We start from the raw sequence: 17,439 nt of genomic DNA on the forward strand, positions 1-17,439 counted from the left end.
AATCCCTTCTCAATTTTTACTACAATTATATTACATATAGCTAGAAAAATGCAAAAGTCAGTGTGGGGGCACTGACTTTTTACTCCTTTATCTAATTTGGAAAGATCCTCCATATAGATATTGACCAACACCTGCTTTTTCAGCATAGAGGAAAGCGTGGTACGTAGTTCTAGGTAAGTTATTTCCATTTATTTTGCCATCCCAGAAAAATTCATGATAACCTGGAGCTACATTTTGAATTACTAAAGCATCTCCAACATAGAAGAATGGTGAATCCCTATAAATCCATACTTCAAATAAATCAGCACCACCTGGTAAGTAAGTCCAAATGATAAAACCACCATCTACTGGTACTATTCCACCATGGGTTATCCTTGGATAATCTGGCTCTCCAACAAATAAAATTGCTGGAATGCTGTAAGTGTTGACTCCATCGGATACAGTTATTTTACCTTCGTAATACCCAGGTTGAAGTATATTAGTATCCACTTGTACGTTTAGATTTACCCCCTGAGTTTTTCCAGGATTAACCCTTAAGTTATTACTGGTCATTACTTTTATTCCTTCAGGATTACCGAAAAATTCTACATCAAAGTTATAAGTAACCCTTTGATTTGATAAGTTTTTAATTGTAAAGCTTTGTCTTTCTACTTGTTTACCACTATCTTTTATAAATTTTCCAAAAGAGTAACTACCTGGGATTATTAAAGTTTCAGTATTCACTGCTTCTTTAACCCTTATACTACCTGCTCCTTGAGTATTGTGGGGATAAGGTTTACCTGTAACAGGGTTAATTAAAACCTCAGCAGTATTCATCAAAGCTGCTTTAACATCATCTACTCCCCAATGGGGGTTTTTCTGTAAAATTAAAGCTGCAGCCCCTGCCACATGGGGGGAAGCCATACTTGTTCCTTGCAATGCTGCATAACCTCCTGGAACTGAACTTACGATTCCTACCCCTGGAGCTACCACATCAGGTTTGATCATCCATGTTTGTGCGGCAGGTCCCCTTGAGGAAAAATCAGCTACTTGCTCTGGAACTACTCCAGTTTTCTCGATATTAAATTTAACTTTATTATATCCAGCTTGTAATTGAGCCAACATTTTTTGTCCATCTACATTATCTAATTTGATTGTAGGTAAGTCCATACCTGGAATGTAAAAAGGTATTTCCCCTGCAACATTATTAAAAATTATAGCTGCAACGGCCCCATTATTTTTAGCATTTGTAACTTTATTTACAAAAGGAATCTCTCCTCTGATTATTAAAGCCACTTTTCCTTGAACATTTTTCCCTACGAAATCAACTGGTCTTCCTAAGCCAACATAAACAAATTCATATTCTTTACCATCTATATTTAATAAAGCATTGTCATTGGGGAAACCCATAATTTTGCTGGTAGGATAAACTACCCCTTCAGATGTAAAAATTTCTACATCATAGAGATTATAAGGTAGTTGAGTAGCACCTACAGATATAGCCCTTCTTGAAGCAGCTGGAGATCCAACTGTCCAGTTATTAGGCCCTGAATTACCATTAGAAGTTACTGCTACAACCCCTTCAGCCATTGCCCAGTCTAAGGCAATACTAGTAGCCCAGTCTGGAGAATTCAAAGTATTTCCTAAAGATAAATTCATGATATTTGCTCCATCTAAAACAGCCCTTTCAATACCTGCAACAACATCTTGAGTTGTTCCACCTTGTGGTCCTAAAACCCTATATGCTAACAATTTTGCTTCAGGGGCAACCCCTTTAATTAAACCATTTCCAGCAACAGTTCCTGCTACATGGGTTCCATGGTATTGCCCAGGACCTTCCTGGGGATCATTATCATTATCTACAAAATCCCAACCCTTATAATCTCCAAAGGCATGGGCTAAATCTGGATGAGTATAGTCAACACCGGTATCAATAATTGCCACTGTTATTCCTTTACCGGTAATTCCTTCTTCCCATAAAAGTGGAGCACCAATATATGGGGCACTATCTAACATCTTAGGATGAATTACTTCCCAGTCTAGAGGAATGATTTCAGTATTTACTTCATAATGTATATTTGGATATACTGCCTTTACCCCTGGAATACTCAATAATTGAGGTATTTGGTTTTGAGGAAGGTTTACTGAAAAGCCGGAAAATACATGATAGTATTTTCTATAAACTTCCACTCCAGCAACCCTTCTTCCTAATTCCTCAACTACATTATCCGCTGCAGCCAACACTTTTTCTTTAGTTTGTTTTCGGCCAGTGTGTTTTCCTTCAACCACTGATGGTTCATCCAATTCTACTATAACTGTAACTAACTCTTCAGACCGAAGGTCAAATTCACCATAAAGTTCTGCTAAATTATACTTATCACTATAACTTTTCTGATTAGCCATTCCTGTTGTACTAAAAAATGCAACCATGGTTAAGATTATTAAAAATATAGTCAATTTAGTTATCCTATTCATCTATTCACTCTCCCCCTTATATTTTTGAGTTAGGTCCCCCACCCTAAACTCAATAAATTATATGGTTATTTTTTAAAAATTATAACAGCAAAAAATTTAACCCTTTAAAGGATTTTACGGCAAATAGTTTAAAATATTATAAATTTTTATGCTATTATCTTGACTTTATGACACTTCTGTCATATAATGGTGACAAAGGTGTCATAATCGAAAATAAACTGTTGAAAAAACATAGATGGAGAAAGGAGCAATTTCCGATGCCTACTCAAACCTTTTTCAATTTACCCGGAGATAAAAAACAGCGGATTTTAGATGCCGCTATAGAAGAGTTTTCTAGTTACCCCTTTAATGAAGTTTCCGTCTCTAAAATCATTCAAAAAGCTGAGATTCCAAGGGGCAGCTTTTACCAATATTTCTCAGACCTAAAAGATCTGTATAAATTTCTTTTTCAAATAATTGCAGATAAAAAAATAGTTTATATAAATAAAGTAAATTTAGATCATAAAGGAGGAGATTTTTTAAATACCATTAGGAATTTGTATCTTGCTGGTTTACAGTTTGCTATCGAAGAACCTCAACTAACCCAAATTGCCAACCGCTTTATGAAAGAAGATGAGCATTTCCGAAAAGAAATAATTGGTTCTCTAGAAGGAAAAACCTCTGATTTTTATTACAACTTGCTTTTAGCTAGTAAAGCTAAAGGGGAAATCGATGAAAAAGTAGACTTAGAAATGGCAGCTTTTATCTTTACTACAATGAATTTAGCATTGTTTGACTATTTTCAATCAAAATTCAAGGGAGGTGACCTGTTAAAAGAAAAGGATTTGGTGGTAGAGATTGTAGATAAAATGTTCTATATTTTGGTCAATGGAATTATAAAGAGAAGTTAAAATTAGGAGGTGGATGTTTATGTTTATTATTAAAGATTTAACTTTTAAGTATCCTAAAAACCCCACTAATACTATAAAAGGGATATCCTTTGAGATTAAGGAAGGGGAAATTTTCGGCCTTTTAGGTCCTAGTGGTGTAGGTAAAAGTACTACCCAAAAAATCCTAATCAAGTTATTGGATAATTTCACCGGTGAAGTTAAATATCGAGGTGTCGACATCAAAAAGTTAGGTAAAGAATTTTACGGAGAAATAGGGGTAGGTTTTGAAATGCCTGTTCATTTTTCTAAGTTAACTGCCCAGGAAAATATTCAATTTTTTAAAAACCTCTATAATAATAGGATAGATACCGATGCACTATTAAAAAGGGTAGGTCTTTATGAAGATCGGCATAAATTGGTCAGTGAGTTTTCTAAGGGTATGAAAATTCGTTTAAACTTTGTCCGGGCAATGCTTAATTCCCCTAAAATATTGTTTTTAGATGAACCTACCAATGGCCTTGACCCCTCTAACGCTCGGATTATTAAGGATATAATTAAAGAATTTAGAGATAATGGCGGTACTGTTTTATTAACTACTCATCTAATGAATGATGTAGAAGAACTTTGTGATCGGGTTGCCTTTATGGCTGACGGAAAAATCGTGGAGATCGATACCCCTAAAAACCTTAAATTAAAATATGGTGAAAGAAATGTTGAAGTTGAGTATAAAGACGATCAAGGTGTGGGAAAAGAAGTTTTTCCTTTAGATGGACTTGGCAATAATCCTCAATTTATTCAGTTACTTCAAAGTAAAGAAATCCTCACAATCCACAGTAAAGAAACGACTTTAGACCACATTTTTATTAAGTTAACTGGGGGGATAACTAATGACTAAATTCCCTTACCTTGTAACTGGCGAAATTAAGAGGATGCAAAAATACCACATCATCGGTGCCAGTGTCTTAGTAGCACTAATATGGGTAGCAGTACTACATTTCACAGGAATAGAAAATATAGATACTATTTTCCCTTTGTTATTGTTTATCGATAGTACATTGATGTCGATGTTGATGGTGGGAGTTACAATGTTTTTTGAAAAGGGAGAAGGTACCCTTAAAACTTTACTAGTAACTCCCATTAGTAAGTATGAGTATATTTTTTCTAAAGTTATTTCCAATCTCCTCTCAAACCTATTAACCCTTTTAATCCTCTATGGATATGCTTGGTATTTTAAAGATTTGAGTATTAGCTTTTTCCTGTTATTAGCAGTGATTGTCTTAATCGCTTTTTTCCACTCTCTATTAGGATTCTATATTATGTATTTTACAAAAGATTTTACTTCATTGTTAATGTGGATAATGGCCTATTCCTTTATCATGGCAATTCCCGTTTTGCTAAACGAGATAGGAGTATGGGTTGGAAAATGGGTAGATAATTTACTCCTAATTCTACCAACTAAGGCTTCATCTACTTTATTGTTTGCAGTAACTTCTCTAAAGGGAACAGGTGAAACATATTTTTCAATTATTTACCTCATCTTCGCTTCTACCCTATTGTTCTATGTAGTTCAACTAAAATTCAATGAATTTGCTGCCAAGGAAAGCGGGGTGTAATATAATGTTTAAAGATTTTTTCTTAAGTGAAATAAAAAAGTGGGTTAGGGATCCTTTAACAGCTTTTATGATATTTTACCCATTGCTTTTCGGCTCTGTAGTTAGATTTATCCTTCCGGTAATTGCTGAACAAAGTGGGTTTATTTTGAAACATTACAGTGATTTCATTTTAGCCGCTACTGCTTTAATTACTCCTTTAGCCTATGGAGCTTTAATAGCTTTTTCTGTATTAGATGATAGAGATGATAATATCTTGATTGCTATAAGGGTTACTCCCCTCAATTTAAATCTTTTCTTAGCATTTAGAACTTTTTTAGCTACTTTCCTTGCTTTTATCGCTACAATCTTTGTACTTTGGTTTGCTAATATTACAACTCTACCTTTAGGTACAACAATTGCCATTGCTTTTTTAAATTCATTGGCTGCACCTATGACTACCTTTTTTATCAATGCCTTTGCTAATAATAAAATTGAAGGCTTTGCTGTAATGAAAGGTTTTGGCATGATTATAATTATACCTGTAGTTTCCCTAATCTTTACTGATATTAAAGAGTTTATTTTCGCTTTTGCCCCTGGGTTTTGGACTGCCAAAGCTTTAAGTGTAGCTATCCGGGGAGAAGGGATATTACAGCTCAGTTTTAATGGTTACTATTTTGGTGGATTGGTTTATGTATCTTCACTAATCCTTTTATCCCATAAATTGTTCATGAAAAAAGTGATCTAAATAAGATTATATCTACCTCAAATTTGTCATAATAGCTGAAATTTGTTACAATATAATAGTAAATTTTTTTAAGGGAGGTAAGAATATATTTAAATAGGAGGTAGATGTAATTGACGAAGGATTTTAATAGCAAAGAACTTGAAGAAAAGCTTTTTAAACGTAATTTTACTAAATTAGGTCTTGACCTTAACCCAGTGGTTTCTTTATCTGTAGGTGTTTTTATTCTAATCTTTTCTGTCTATGCTTTAATCAATATCAATCATGCAAAGGTAGTTTTTGAAAGTGTTAGAGACTTTATCATTACCAACTTTGATTGGGTCTTTATTTTAGCTAGTAATTTCTTTATTATTGCCTGCCTATATTTCGCTTTTTCTAACCTAGGGCATGTGAAAATAGGTGGAGTACACAGTAAAACCGAGTTTTCCAATTTTGCCTGGTATTCTATGCTAATATCTGCTGGAATGGGGATTGGTTTAATGTTTTGGTCTGTTGGGGAACCACTATGGCATTCTGAATCAATACCCCCGATTTTCCAGCATACCAATACAACTTATTCAGCTATGGCCACTACATTTTTCCATTGGGGTTTCCACCCTTGGGGAATTTATGCTTTGATATCCTTGGCATTGGCTTTTTTTGCCTACAATAAGAATTTACCTTTATCTCTCAGGTCCGTTTTTTACCCCCTTTTGGGTGATAAAGTATTTGGTCTATTAGGTGATATAATAGATTCTTTAGCAGTAATAGCTACTTTATTTGGTCTTGCTACTTCTTTAGGTCTTGGAGTACAACAAATCAATAGTGGATTAAATTACTTAATTGGTATTCCAATCAATGTAACTATGCAAGTAATTTTGATCGCTATAATTACCTTTATAGCAACTATTTCAGTAATATCCGGAATCGATAAAGGTGTAAGATTTTTATCTGAACTTAACATTAAACTAGCTACTGTATTTATGGTAAGTGTTTTAATATTAGGGCCTACCGGTTATATATTAAGGGTATTTTCCAATTCTTTAGGTTTATACCTTAACGATTTTTTAAGTTCTTCCTTTTTTATATCTATATCTGATAAATCATGGCAAGGAAGCTGGTCAGTCTTTTATCTGGCTTGGTGGATTTCTTGGTCCCCCTTTGTCGGTCTATTTATCGCTAGAATCTCTAAAGGTAGAACAATAAGGGAATTTGTCTTAGCCGTTTTAGTTATTCCTTCCCTTTTATCTTTTATCTGGTTATCGGTTTTTGGTGGAACTGCTATCTTTATCAACGGAGAAAGTGATGGAGCTTTATTTGATGTAGTGCGGGATAACCTACCTGTAGCCCTTTTTGAAATGATTACTTACTTAAATATTCCTACATTACTAAGTGGAATATTTAGGGTTTTGCTTTTTGTTGTTGCAACATTACTTATAATTTCCTATTTTGTAACATCCTCTGATTCCGGTTCCTTAGTTGTTGATAAAATCACTTCTGGAGGTAAGTTAAAAACACCTTCTGCTCAAAGGGTATTTTGGGCAGTACTGGAAGGTTTAGTAGCCTCTGTACTGTTAATAATTGGGGGAGAAAAAGCACTACAAGCTTTACAAACCGCTGTTATTAGTACAGGATTACCCTTTGCCTTAGTTTTAGTAGTTATGAGCATTTCTTTAATTAAGAACTTACAAATATCGCAAAAAAGACAAAAAAGAATACGGGATATCAATCAATTTAAGAAAATTTTAGAAGTTATAAACGAGGAAAAGAAATAAGGGCTAGCTCTAGCAAGCCCTTTTTTCTATATATTTATCTACTACTTCTCCTAGTATTTTTAGTGGTACAGCTCCCGTTTTTAGAATTAAATCATGGAACTGTTTAATATCAAAATCCTCCCCTAAAGCTTTTTTCACCTTTTCCCTCAGCCTCAAGATTTCCAATTCCCCTATTTTATAAGCTGTGGCTTGACCAGGCATCACTATATACCGTTCCACTTCTATAACAACACTGGTTTCATCTAACCCTGTATTTTCCAACATATATTCTATTGCTTGTTCCCTTGTCCATTTTTTATAATGGATGCCCGTATCTATAACCAATCTGACAGCTCTGAACAATTCCGATTTCAGATACCCTAATTTACTGTAATCATCGGAAAAAAGGTCCTTTTCATAGGCTAACTTTTCTGCATATAGTGCCCATCCCTCTACATAGGCAGTAAAGGGTATGACCCTTCTAAATGTCGGCATATTTTTTAATTCTTGTTGTATTGCTATTTGAAAATGGTGGCCGGGAATTCCTTCGTGAATAGCTAGTGATTCCATATCCCATTTTACTGGAAGTTTTAGTAAATTTACAGAAAAAATACCTGGTCGGGAACCATCCATTGAAGGAGGATTATAGTAGGCACCTGGTGCCGTTTTTTCTTTAAAAGGAGGAATTCGCTCTACTACCAATTTCCCCTTGGGTCTTATATTAAAAAGATCACTTATACTGGAATCTATTCTATCAATTATCTTTTGATAATCTAATAAAACCTGCTCTCTACTTTCTTCTGTATCTGGATAAGTAAATCTTTCATCTTTCCCCAATTCTACTAAAGTTTCAACGACATTTTTATTATCATTATAACCTAGTCTAGTTAGAATGTCCTTAATTTCCCCCTGTATCCTTTCTACTTCTTTAATACCGATATTATAAATCTCCTCAGCGGTTAATTCTGTAGTGGTATAGTGTTTTAACAAGTATTGATAATACTGATCTCCATTAGGTAAATTCCATACCCCAACATCTTTTACCCCTTTGGGTTTGAGCCTTTTAAAACAGTTAATTAATATTTCATAGGCAGGATATACATCATCTTTAATAGCTTTTTTAGTCTTTTCTAACAGTTCTTCCTGCACTTTTGGGGATATCTTATTTAATTTTTTTAATTTCTTTTCCATATTTTTATACAAGATATTTTCTTCAGCAGGAGTCATAATAAAATTTTCCATTTCCATTAGTACTTTTTCTATAACAAATAATGGTGGTATAATATTTTTCTTTTCCCGTATTTCAATTCCTTCCTCAACTTCCATAAATGCCTTTTTAAATTTCTTTAAACGGATAATATAATGTTTAGCATCCCTCAAAGTATTGATTTGATGAAAGGAAACCATAAAGGATGGAAGTTGATTTTGCACTCCAAACAATTGATTGACAGGATAGCTATGATATTTATATTTCCCTCCTTCCACCGAATCCCCTAAAAACCATTCCATAATATCGTAGGATAATCTATCTTTATCAGAAAGACTCTCCCTATCATAACTTTTTAGAATTTGAAATTCCCTTTCTATCCTTTTAATTTCCTTTTGTATAAACTTATCTGATAAATTATTGAGTTTTTTATTATGACTATATATCCCAAACTTTTCTAATACCCTTATCATAGTCAAAATTTCAGGATACCTTAAGGCAAATTTTAACATAACCCGTTCAAAAAAGTGGTTAATATTAACTGGTTTAAAGTATAATAAACGAATTAGCCAAATAATGAGTAATGCCAAAATTAAACTACCAACCCAAAAAACTAACTCTCTCAAAAGCCTCCCCTCCTTTTTAAAAGATATAAATTATATATTCTGTGAATTTTACAAAATTCCTTTATCTTATTAATTTTTTTACTTGAATAATTTTTCCCTTAAGTTATAATATGTAATATATTGTTTTTTTTGAAAAGATAACTTTTTTACCTTATAACTAAAAGGGGGAATTATATGTCAAAAAAAATTATCTTTTTATTAGTTTTTTTAGTAATTTCTTCTTTACTATTAGCTTTCATTAACAAAAATACTTCTTTTCCCAGTGATGAAACTTTAATTTATCCATGGTCATACAGCATTGATGTTTCTTTAGAAAGTACTGATGAAGATTCCTTTGTAACAATAGGTTTTTTAATGCTAAAAAATTACCCTAATTCTAAAAATACAGATCCTAACTTGATTATTGAAGCAAGACTTTCATCTCCTATAACAGTAGACGAAACTACTGAAAAAGATTATGTAGACCCTCACTTATCAATTGCTGTAAGTGTTAAAGATATTGAAAAAATAGGTAAAACAAAAGTAGATTCAAAAGAGGTATATCTATATAATCTCTTTGTAAATATCCCTAGATCTACAAATTTTGTTTTTGAAGATGCCTATTTAGAATTAACCTATATCAGCGGTATCAAAGAAAAAATATATATAGGTGATCTCGCTTTTTTCAATGTTCAGTCCATATTTTATGAAGTTGACCATTGTATTCAAAAGACAAGGGCCCTCGTAGCTTTAAATGAATTATGGGAAATTACAGCTTTAATTATAGAATTTAATGTAAAGGATAATGTTGTTTTAGAAGCCTTTAACTTTAGTTTACCTAAATTTGGGATAGATCAAGAAAACGTTGTTGTATTAAAGGAACCTTTAGATAGGGTTGAAGACTTATATCTTAAAAGAGAGTTAGATAAAGAATTCCCTAATATATATGAAATGGCTATTGTAGAACAGCCAACCAAAGCTTTGAATGTTGAACTTCATCAAGGGGTAAATACCGTTATTATTCCCTTTACAAAATCCACTGCTGACTTTGTACCAAAAATTAAAGTTTTAGGGGGACTTTTCACTTATTTAAAAGAAAATGAACAATTTATATACCCCCTTGAATCTTTGGAATACTTTTTAATTTCACCCTTTGAAAACTTAGAGGAGTTGATTCCAAATGACTGGAAATAGTGTTATAGAGTTAAATGGTGTTTCAAAACTTTATAAAGGTAAGGCAGGAATATTAAACTGTAACTTAAAGATTCCAGAAGGACAAATAACTGCTTTTATAGGCAAGAATGGTGCTGGTAAAACAACTACTATAAAGTTGATTATGGGTTTTCTAAAGCCATCTAGTGGCAAAATCACTGTATTTGGCAAAGAAAAAAACTGGTTAAATCCTTGTAAAGATATCGGTTATTTACCAGAAATTTTTTCTTTTCCTCCCCTTTACACTATCCATGAACTATTTTCAAGTTTAGCTGGTATGAGAAAAATTTCTTATAAAACAATAAAAGAAGATATTGATGTACTAATCGAGTTGTTTGAATTAAAGGAACACCTTAAAAAAAATATTGGAGCAATGTCTAAAGGAACAAAACAAAAAGTTGGTATAATACAAACACTCCTTCATAAACCCAAACTAATAATTTTCGATGAACCAACTACCGGTTTAGATCCCTTAGCTAGAAACCGTTTTTTTAAAGTAATTAAAGAATATTGTCTAAAAGAAAGGGCTAGTATTATCTTTAGTTCCCATGAATTGAAAGAATTAAGTGATCAAGCTAACTATTATTCCTTCTTCCATCAAAACGAAATAATTGATAGTATCCCAGCAGAAGAAATCCTTCAAACTGAGGAAAAAACAAAAATTTTTACTGACAAAGACATTGATGAGGAAATTTATAGAAATTTACCGGAAAAAGAAAAAATAATTGTAGAAAAAAATAAAATAATTTTTCCTAAGGATAATGATAATACTTTTCTTAATCAAATTATCTCTATACTTATAGGTTCAGGGGTTAATATCAAAGATATTCAAAATAAAAACTCCCTTACAGTAGAGGAATATTATTTTAACTTATTGAAGAAGAAGGGAGCGATGTAGATATGAGTATGTTTTGGGTTACATATGATACTATTTTAAAATTTTGTACAAAAAAAGTTTTAATATCTTCTTTTATACTCATTGTTGTTCTAGTCTTTTTACCATTAGCTATGACTAATTACTTAACATATAGTGAACCGATGAGAGATTTATATAAAGATATCATTTTTGAGAACTTTTTAGAAAGTGTCTATTTTTTTAGTCAAATGTTACTAACATCTTATATTATTATTTTAAGTGCAATTACCGGTGGAGAAGTTTTTTTAGGAGAATCGGAACAAATATATTTAACCGGTGGTGTTAACAAAATTAAGTATTTTATTGGAAGAATATTAGGTATTGTCTTATTTATATCAATGCTTTGGTGGACTTTATTTTTACTAACAGGCTTTACTTTACTAATTACTAAAACTTCTTATGTTGAGTTTTATATTCTAAATACCTTTATAAAACTTTGCTTCAATTCTATCCTTTTAGCCTTTGTTAGTATTTTCCTAGTTGGCTTATTCAAAGTTTTAGTTATTGGCTTTATTCCAATTTTATTATCCCAGTACTGGCTATATATTAATTCGAATGCATATCTAGAACTAAAAGAAGACAGAGTCTTAAATATAGTTAATTATATCTTACCAATTAATTCATATAAACTTCTTTCTATGGAAGAAAGTTTTACTATCTTAGACAAGTACCAAGAACTTAATCCATTCCACGGAAATATTTACATGTATTCATATACCGCTATTTTGTTAATTATTATGATTTATATATACACTAAAGCAGAGTTTTAATCCTAATATTTTCCCAAAACCCTTGACTTTATTACTCTAATATGCTAAATTAAATTAAAATATTAAAATTCAAAGGCGATGATGGGAAGAAGTAGATATAGAAGGTAGTTTCAGCGAGTTGGTGATGGTGGGAGACCAATACGAAAGCTATATCGAAAAACATCCTTAAGCAGCTAACCGAAATCCTTTAAGAGAGTAGGCTTAGACGGAACCTGTACCGTTATCTTCAGGGCGGTTTGATAGAACCGTTATTAAGTGAGCCTTATGCTAATTAGGGTGGTACCGCGGAAGTATACCTTTCGTCCCTTTCAGGGATGGAAGGTTTTATTTTTTTATTAAAAAAGGAGGTTTAATTAATGCTAAAGAAATTTGCCCCACAAAAATACTGTTCCCTACTGGATATTAAAGAAACGGAAGTTGCCATCAAAGCTATTAAAGATTATTTTGAAAGAAAGCTGGCAGAAGAGTTAAATTTGACCCGGGTATCTGCCCCTTTGTTTGTAAAATCAGATTCTGGCCTAAATGATGATTTAAGTGGTAAAGAACAGCCGGTATCCTTTTCTGTACCATCTACCGGTGGTCAGTATTTTGAAATAGTCCATTCTCTAGCAAAGTGGAAGCGAATGGCATTGGCCCGCTATGGTTTTGAAGTAGGTGAAGGTTTGTATACCGATATGAATGCCATTAGAAAAGATGAAAAATTAGGAAACCTCCATTCTATTTACGTTGATCAATGGGATTGGGAAAAAATCATTACACCAGAGCAGCGGAACAAGGATACTTTGAAAATGACTGTAAAGAAAATATATAGGGTTTTTAAATCTACAGAAGTTTTTATAACTAACCTTTATCCTCAAATAAAACCTACCCTGCCAGAAGAAATATTTTTTATCACAACCCAAGAATTAGAAAACCTCTACCCCCATCTATCCCCAAAAGAACGGGAAAATGCCATTACTAAAGAAAAAGGGGCGGTCTTTCTTATGGAAATCGGTGATACATTAAAGTCTGGCATAAAACATGATGACAGAGCCCCTGACTATGACGATTGGAAGTTAAATGGAGATATCCTCTTTTGGTACCCTGTCCTTAATTGTGCCGTTGAACTTTCATCTATGGGAATCAGAGTGGATAAACATTCCTTAATCGACCAATTACAAAAGGCTGGTCAGACAGAAAGGCTTAATTTAGAATTTCACCAAATGCTGATCTCAGATAAACTTCCTTTAACTATGGGTGGTGGGATAGGTCAATCCCGGATTTGCCTGTTTTTCTTAAAAAAAGCCCATATTGGGGAAGTACAGGCTAGTATCTGGCCAGAAGAGATTATAAAGGAATGTGAAAGTTTAGGTATTCAATTATTATAAAAAATAGGGCCCTTCTTTAAGGCCCATTTTTTATTTATTTAGACGTAATAATTTGAAAGTTAGGGGGATTCATCAGTTTTAACCCTTCGGTAGATAACCCTTTGCTCTGACAAAATCCTAAAGCATAAACACCAGCACAGGTAGCTATAGAACTTAAAAACAAATCAAAGGGAGTTGGAGCTGAACCTTCTCCACCAGCGGCTCCAATATCATTATACTACAATTATACCCCATTAGGGTATAATTGTAAAGGGATTATATAGAAAATTAGAACTTATTATACCTTTTTAATATTCCCTCTAATATTCTGGCATGTCGCCCTTCATCTTTTGAAGATTCATAAAAGTAGTCCCTCACATCATTAAGACCTAATTCTTGTGCTTTATCCCCTGCCTCTTTTTTCCCTTGATTTGCAAAAATTTCTCCTTCTAACATTTGTTTTATATTGGCAAATAAATCCTCCTGTATCAATCCGTTAAATTCAGCAAAGCGGGCAGCATGCTCTGCTTCTTCCCAGGCGATAGTTTTTAATATTTCAGCTATTTCAGGATACCCCTCCCTTTGTGCCTGCCTTGCCATAGCTAAATATATACCTACTTCAGAAGTTTCTCCTGTAAAGTTTTGTTTTACTACCCTTTCCAATTCTGTTCCTTTAGTATCACCTATTTTATTCTCCAAAACTAATTTAATTTCTTTCATAACATCTACCTCCTATTATTTTTCTTTTATTTTTTCCTTTGGAATGCTGCAAAAACTTTATCAGCAACCTCACTATTAATGTTCTTTATATCACTTAAGTACATAAAAGTACTACCCCTATATTCTTGTGGATCCCCTAATAATACTACTTCATAAGCAGAACGGATAACATTGATAATACAATCCTCATCATGGTATAAATTACAGTTTCTACATTGATGTAACAGAAAAGCTAATGAATCAACCATAGTGTCTTCATCATATACCTTCATATCTTGTAATGGTAAATTATCCATACCACCATCAATAAACTCTTTATTTTCTTTTATTGAAGTTGTTAAACAGTTTTTTGCATAACCTATTAAACAACTATCACTTTTACAGCCACCACAGTAGTCTTCTGTTAAGCAACATTCACTAACTGTTTTTATAATTCCTTCATAATCAAATCTAGTACTCATCTTTCTCCTCCCTTTAAATCATCGTTATTAGTTATAATTATTATTACAAAATATAGTTTACCAAAGAATTGGTAGTTAAGCAATAAAAAAGTGATAGAGGTTATCTATCACTAAAAAATATGTTTTCTTGGGTATCTTTATCAAAAAAGAAAATTTTCTTGGAGTTTAGGATAACTTCTATATTATCATCTATTTTTGCATCCATACCTTCGGTAAATTTACTTATAATCTGTTGAGTACCTAATTGAATATGGACAAAGGTTTCAGATCCCATTATTTCCCTTAAAATAACTTTTCCTTGTAACTCAATTTCATCATTTATCTCTTCATTTTCCTTTTTGGTAATATGTTCCGGACGTATACCTAAAATAACCTCTTTTCCAACATAGCCCCTTTTTTCTAGCATTTTTCCTTTTTCAAAGGGAATCATAATGGTATCATTGTTCTTTAATAAAGCAAAATATCCTTTTTCATTTTTATACAATTGACATTCTATTGTATTCATTTGTGGGCTACCTAAAAAAGTAGCCACAAATAAATTCTTGGGGTTATTATATAAATTTTGAGGGGTATCGAATTGCTGTACTACCCCTTTATTCATCACTACGATTCTATCCCCCATAGTCATCGCTTCTACTTGGTCATGGGTTACATAAATAAAAGTAGCCTGTAACCTTTTATGTAATTTCATTATTACACTTCTCATTTCTGTCCTCAATTTGGCATCTAAATTAGATAGTGGCTCATCCATTAAAAAAACTTTAGGGTTTCTTACAATAGCTCTACCTAATGCAACCCGCTGCCGTTGACCACCGGAGAGCTCTTTAGGCTTTCTTGAAAGTAAATCTTCTAGCTGAAGGAGTTTAGCTGCTTCCATAACTTTTTCTTTAATCTCTTTTTTAGATTCTTTTCTAAGTTTTAATGCAAAACCCATATTTTCTTCCACAGTCATATGGGGATACAAGGCATAGTTTTGAAAAACCATAGCAATATCCCTATCTTTCGCCGGAACATCATTAGCCTTTAGATTATCAATATATATTTCACCATCGGTTATATCCTCCAAACCTGCAATCATCCGCAAAGTTGTCGATTTTCCACAACCGGATGGCCCTACAAAAACGACAAATTCTTTATCTCTAATTTCCAAATTTACGTTATTTACTGCTAGAACACCATTATCATATTTCTTACATACATCTATTAATCTTACATTTGCCATTATAAGCCCCCTTTATTTTATTTCAATCTTTTGATTTAACCAATTGTTGTATTTTTCTACCAATAATTCAAAGGTTAAATCATCAGTATTCTCCACTTGAAAATCTACATTTAATAAAGGTGTTTTTCCTATTCCCACAGCAAACATTCCTGCTTTTTTTATACCATCTATACCTGCTTGGGCATCTTCTATCCCTACACATTCTAAAGCTTGGATATTTAAACCATTTGCAACATCTAAAAAAATATCTGGCTCTGGTTTACCCCTTCCCACTTTTTTAGGATCAGCTATATAATCAAAATAACTATCTACTTTTAACAATTTTATTACTCTTTCTGCATTTAATGATGCAGATGCTAAACCTATTTTAATCTTATTTATTTTTAATTTTTCTAATAAGCTTCCTATCCCCGGCAAAATATCCTTTGGGGTAATAGATTGTATTAAACTTATATACTCGTTATTTTTTTCTTCTGCTAATTTTTCTTTTTCTTCTTTAGTAAACTTTTTCTCAACCTTTCCACGCTCCAAAATTAGCTCTAGGGATTCTAACCTACTAACCCCTTTTAATCTTTCATTAAATTCTCTATCGATACTTATCCCCAGTCTTTTACCTAGGTTTTTCCAAGCTAAATAGTGAAATTCAGCTGTATCAACTATAACGCCGTCTAAATCAAATATAACTCCTTTTGGTAAAATCATGTCAAAACCTCCAATAAGCCTTTATTTTTCTCCATCCATACGAACACTTTCCATAAAATACTTATTTAACAAAATGTATAAAATCAAAATGGGTACTAAAGAAATTACACTGGCAGCCATTACTTCATCCCATTGGGTTATTCCACTATATCTACTCATCATCGATTGAATTCCTACTGTGAGTGTATATTTTGAGGTATCTGCCAAATACAGCTTTGCCCTTAAAAACTCATTCCAAAAACCTAAGAAAATAAAAACTGCTTGGGTTGCAATAGCAGGTTTAGCTAAAGGCATAGCTATTCTAAAAAATACCCCTAATCTATTTAATCCATCTAAAGCCGCTGCTTCTTCTAAACTTTTAGGAAAATTTATAAAAAACTGCCGCATCATAAAAATATAAGTAGCATTAACTGCAACAGGTAATATAACAGCATTATAAGAGTTAAGCATCCCAAAACTCCGGACAATAAGATAATTAGGTATTAATAGAACTTGTCCAGGCACCATAATAGATGCCAATATAGCATAAAAAAGCATATCTTTACCTCTAAAGTTGATCCGTGCTAAGGCATAGCCAGCCATCGAATTAAATAAAACATTTAAAGTTGTACCTACTATTCCTACAAAAAAGGAATTAGCTACCCAACGTAGAAAATTATCATCCATTAAAAAAAGTTTTCTATAAGCTTGTAATGTTGGTTCTTGGGGAATGAGATTCAAACCTCCCCCTGTAATTTCTCGGTAGGTTTTAAAAGAAGCTGAAACTGCCCACAAAAAAGGAAAAAAAGTCACAAGTGCATAAATAATTAAAATTAAATAGAGAGCTAAACTTACATAGTTCCTCTTACCCATAGTGCACCTCCTAATAAAAATTTACTACCTGTATAT

At 32.6% G+C, this 17,439-nt stretch carries 17 protein-coding genes and 1 other annotated feature; of the genes, 9 read left to right on the forward strand and 8 right to left on the reverse strand.

Going from position 1 to position 17,439, the window contains the following annotated elements; all coding sequences use genetic code 11:
* Positions 1–87: 87 nt before the first annotated feature.
* The gene (locus tag BMX60_RS02140) at positions 88–2,454 is read right to left on the reverse strand and encodes a S8 family serine peptidase (RefSeq protein WP_091348625.1); all 2,367 of its coding nucleotides are present in this window, start codon (positions 2,452–2,454) and stop codon (positions 88–90) included.
* A 257-nt stretch (positions 2,455–2,711) separates the two neighbouring features.
* Between BMX60_RS02140 and BMX60_RS02145 the strand changes: the two genes are divergently transcribed.
* The 5 genes from BMX60_RS02145 (at position 2,712) to BMX60_RS02165 (ending at position 7,411) form a co-directional block, all read left to right on the forward strand.
* Complete coding sequence (locus tag BMX60_RS02145; protein ID WP_177159657.1) at positions 2,712–3,344, forward strand: TetR/AcrR family transcriptional regulator; 633 nt, start codon at positions 2,712–2,714, stop codon at positions 3,342–3,344.
* Between the two features lie 19 nt (positions 3,345–3,363).
* The gene (locus BMX60_RS02150; protein WP_091348631.1) at positions 3,364–4,218 is read left to right on the forward strand and encodes an ABC transporter ATP-binding protein; all 855 of its coding nucleotides are present in this window, start codon (positions 3,364–3,366) and stop codon (positions 4,216–4,218) included.
* Entirely contained in the window at positions 4,211–4,936 is a 726-nt protein-coding gene (locus BMX60_RS02155) for an ABC transporter permease (RefSeq protein ID WP_091348634.1), read from the forward strand. The genes BMX60_RS02150 and BMX60_RS02155 overlap by 8 nt, the downstream gene beginning before the upstream one ends.
* A gap of 4 nt (positions 4,937–4,940) precedes the next feature.
* Positions 4,941–5,660 (forward strand): ABC transporter permease, encoded by a 720-nt coding sequence (locus BMX60_RS02160; protein ID WP_091348636.1) that lies wholly within the window; start codon positions 4,941–4,943, stop codon positions 5,658–5,660.
* Between the two features lie 110 nt (positions 5,661–5,770).
* Entirely contained in the window at positions 5,771–7,411 is a 1,641-nt protein-coding gene (locus BMX60_RS02165; RefSeq protein WP_091348639.1) for a BCCT family transporter, read from the forward strand.
* A gap of 9 nt (positions 7,412–7,420) precedes the next feature.
* Here BMX60_RS02165 and BMX60_RS02170 read toward each other — a convergent pair whose 3' ends face one another.
* A complete protein-coding gene (locus BMX60_RS02170) occupies positions 7,421–9,223 on the reverse strand; it encodes a DUF885 domain-containing protein (protein ID WP_091348642.1) in 1,803 nt (600 codons plus the stop codon).
* A gap of 174 nt (positions 9,224–9,397) precedes the next feature.
* Here BMX60_RS02170 and BMX60_RS02175 point away from each other — a divergent pair, with 174 nt between their 5' ends.
* The 4 genes from BMX60_RS02175 to asnA all read left to right on the forward strand — a co-directional run bounded on the left by BMX60_RS02175 (position 9,398) and on the right by asnA (position 13,467).
* Positions 9,398–10,396: a hypothetical protein gene (locus tag BMX60_RS02175; RefSeq protein ID WP_091348643.1), complete on the forward strand. Its 999-nt coding sequence runs from the start codon at positions 9,398–9,400 to the stop codon at positions 10,394–10,396.
* Entirely contained in the window at positions 10,383–11,312 is a 930-nt protein-coding gene (locus BMX60_RS02180) for an ABC transporter ATP-binding protein (protein WP_091348646.1), read from the forward strand. The genes BMX60_RS02175 and BMX60_RS02180 overlap by 14 nt, the downstream gene beginning before the upstream one ends.
* Before the next feature lie 2 nt (positions 11,313–11,314).
* Positions 11,315–12,100 carry a hypothetical protein gene (locus tag BMX60_RS02185; RefSeq protein ID WP_091348649.1) on the forward strand — a complete coding sequence of 262 codons (786 nt, stop codon included), beginning with the start codon at positions 11,315–11,317 and terminating at the stop codon, positions 12,098–12,100.
* 69 nt (positions 12,101–12,169) lie between these two features.
* Positions 12,170–12,410: a binding site (T-box leader), on the forward strand.
* Positions 12,411–12,456: 46 nt separating this feature from the next.
* Positions 12,457–13,467 carry an aspartate--ammonia ligase gene (gene asnA / locus BMX60_RS02190; RefSeq protein ID WP_091348651.1) on the forward strand — a complete coding sequence of 337 codons (1,011 nt, stop codon included), beginning with the start codon at positions 12,457–12,459 and terminating at the stop codon, positions 13,465–13,467.
* 34 nt (positions 13,468–13,501) lie between these two features.
* Here the strand turns inward: asnA and BMX60_RS12450 are convergent, their stop codons facing one another.
* From BMX60_RS12450 to BMX60_RS02220, 6 genes are all read right to left on the reverse strand, one after another.
* Positions 13,502–13,675 carry an OsmC family protein gene (locus BMX60_RS12450; RefSeq protein WP_091348654.1) on the reverse strand — a complete coding sequence of 58 codons (174 nt, stop codon included), beginning with the start codon at positions 13,673–13,675 and terminating at the stop codon, positions 13,502–13,504.
* Positions 13,676–13,734: 59 nt separating this feature from the next.
* Positions 13,735–14,166, reverse strand: a complete 432-nt coding sequence (locus BMX60_RS02200) for a ferritin-like domain-containing protein (RefSeq protein WP_091348657.1) — start codon at positions 14,164–14,166, stop codon at positions 13,735–13,737.
* Between the two features lie 26 nt (positions 14,167–14,192).
* On the reverse strand, positions 14,193–14,627 hold the full coding sequence (locus tag BMX60_RS02205) for a hypothetical protein (protein WP_091348660.1): 435 nt from the start codon (positions 14,625–14,627) through the stop codon (positions 14,193–14,195).
* A gap of 100 nt (positions 14,628–14,727) precedes the next feature.
* Positions 14,728–15,849 carry an ABC transporter ATP-binding protein gene (locus BMX60_RS02210; RefSeq protein ID WP_091348662.1) on the reverse strand — a complete coding sequence of 374 codons (1,122 nt, stop codon included), beginning with the start codon at positions 15,847–15,849 and terminating at the stop codon, positions 14,728–14,730.
* Between the two features lie 12 nt (positions 15,850–15,861).
* Positions 15,862–16,551, reverse strand: coding sequence for a beta-phosphoglucomutase (gene pgmB, locus BMX60_RS02215; RefSeq protein ID WP_091348665.1), 690 nt, complete (start codon positions 16,549–16,551; stop codon positions 15,862–15,864).
* Positions 16,552–16,572: 21 nt separating this feature from the next.
* Entirely contained in the window at positions 16,573–17,403 is an 831-nt protein-coding gene (locus BMX60_RS02220) for a carbohydrate ABC transporter permease (protein ID WP_091348667.1), read from the reverse strand.
* Between the last annotated feature and the right edge of the window lie 36 nt (positions 17,404–17,439).

The sequence above is a fragment of the Anaerobranca gottschalkii DSM 13577 genome (assembly GCF_900111575.1).
GTDB classification, from domain to species: domain Bacteria; phylum Bacillota; class Proteinivoracia; order Proteinivoracales; family Proteinivoracaceae; genus Anaerobranca; species Anaerobranca gottschalkii.

What these genes read in the sequence shown, in the direction of transcription:
- BMX60_RS02140 (WP_091348625.1), bottom strand. Translation starts at nt 2,454, where the DNA reads ATGAATAGGATAACTAAATTGACTATATTTTTAATAATCTTAACCATG.
- BMX60_RS02145 (WP_177159657.1), top strand. Translation starts at nt 2,712, where the DNA reads ATGCCTACTCAAACCTTTTTCAATTTACCCGGAGATAAAAAACAGCGG.
- BMX60_RS02150 (WP_091348631.1), top strand. Translation starts at nt 3,364, where the DNA reads ATGTTTATTATTAAAGATTTAACTTTTAAGTATCCTAAAAACCCCACT.
- BMX60_RS02155 (WP_091348634.1), top strand. Translation starts at nt 4,211, where the DNA reads ATGACTAAATTCCCTTACCTTGTAACTGGCGAAATTAAGAGGATGCAA.
- BMX60_RS02160 (WP_091348636.1), top strand. Translation starts at nt 4,941, where the DNA reads ATGTTTAAAGATTTTTTCTTAAGTGAAATAAAAAAGTGGGTTAGGGAT.
- BMX60_RS02175 (WP_091348643.1), top strand. Translation starts at nt 9,398, where the DNA reads ATGTCAAAAAAAATTATCTTTTTATTAGTTTTTTTAGTAATTTCTTCT.
- BMX60_RS02180 (WP_091348646.1), top strand. Translation starts at nt 10,383, where the DNA reads ATGACTGGAAATAGTGTTATAGAGTTAAATGGTGTTTCAAAACTTTAT.
- BMX60_RS02185 (WP_091348649.1), top strand. Translation starts at nt 11,315, where the DNA reads ATGAGTATGTTTTGGGTTACATATGATACTATTTTAAAATTTTGTACA.
- asnA (WP_091348651.1), top strand. Translation starts at nt 12,457, where the DNA reads ATGCTAAAGAAATTTGCCCCACAAAAATACTGTTCCCTACTGGATATT.
- BMX60_RS02200 (WP_091348657.1), bottom strand. Translation starts at nt 14,166, where the DNA reads ATGAAAGAAATTAAATTAGTTTTGGAGAATAAAATAGGTGATACTAAA.
- BMX60_RS02205 (WP_091348660.1), bottom strand. Translation starts at nt 14,627, where the DNA reads ATGAGTACTAGATTTGATTATGAAGGAATTATAAAAACAGTTAGTGAA.
- BMX60_RS02210 (WP_091348662.1), bottom strand. Translation starts at nt 15,849, where the DNA reads ATGGCAAATGTAAGATTAATAGATGTATGTAAGAAATATGATAATGGT.
- pgmB (WP_091348665.1), bottom strand. Translation starts at nt 16,551, where the DNA reads ATGATTTTACCAAAAGGAGTTATATTTGATTTAGACGGCGTTATAGTT.
- BMX60_RS02220 (WP_091348667.1), bottom strand. Translation starts at nt 17,403, where the DNA reads ATGGGTAAGAGGAACTATGTAAGTTTAGCTCTCTATTTAATTTTAATT.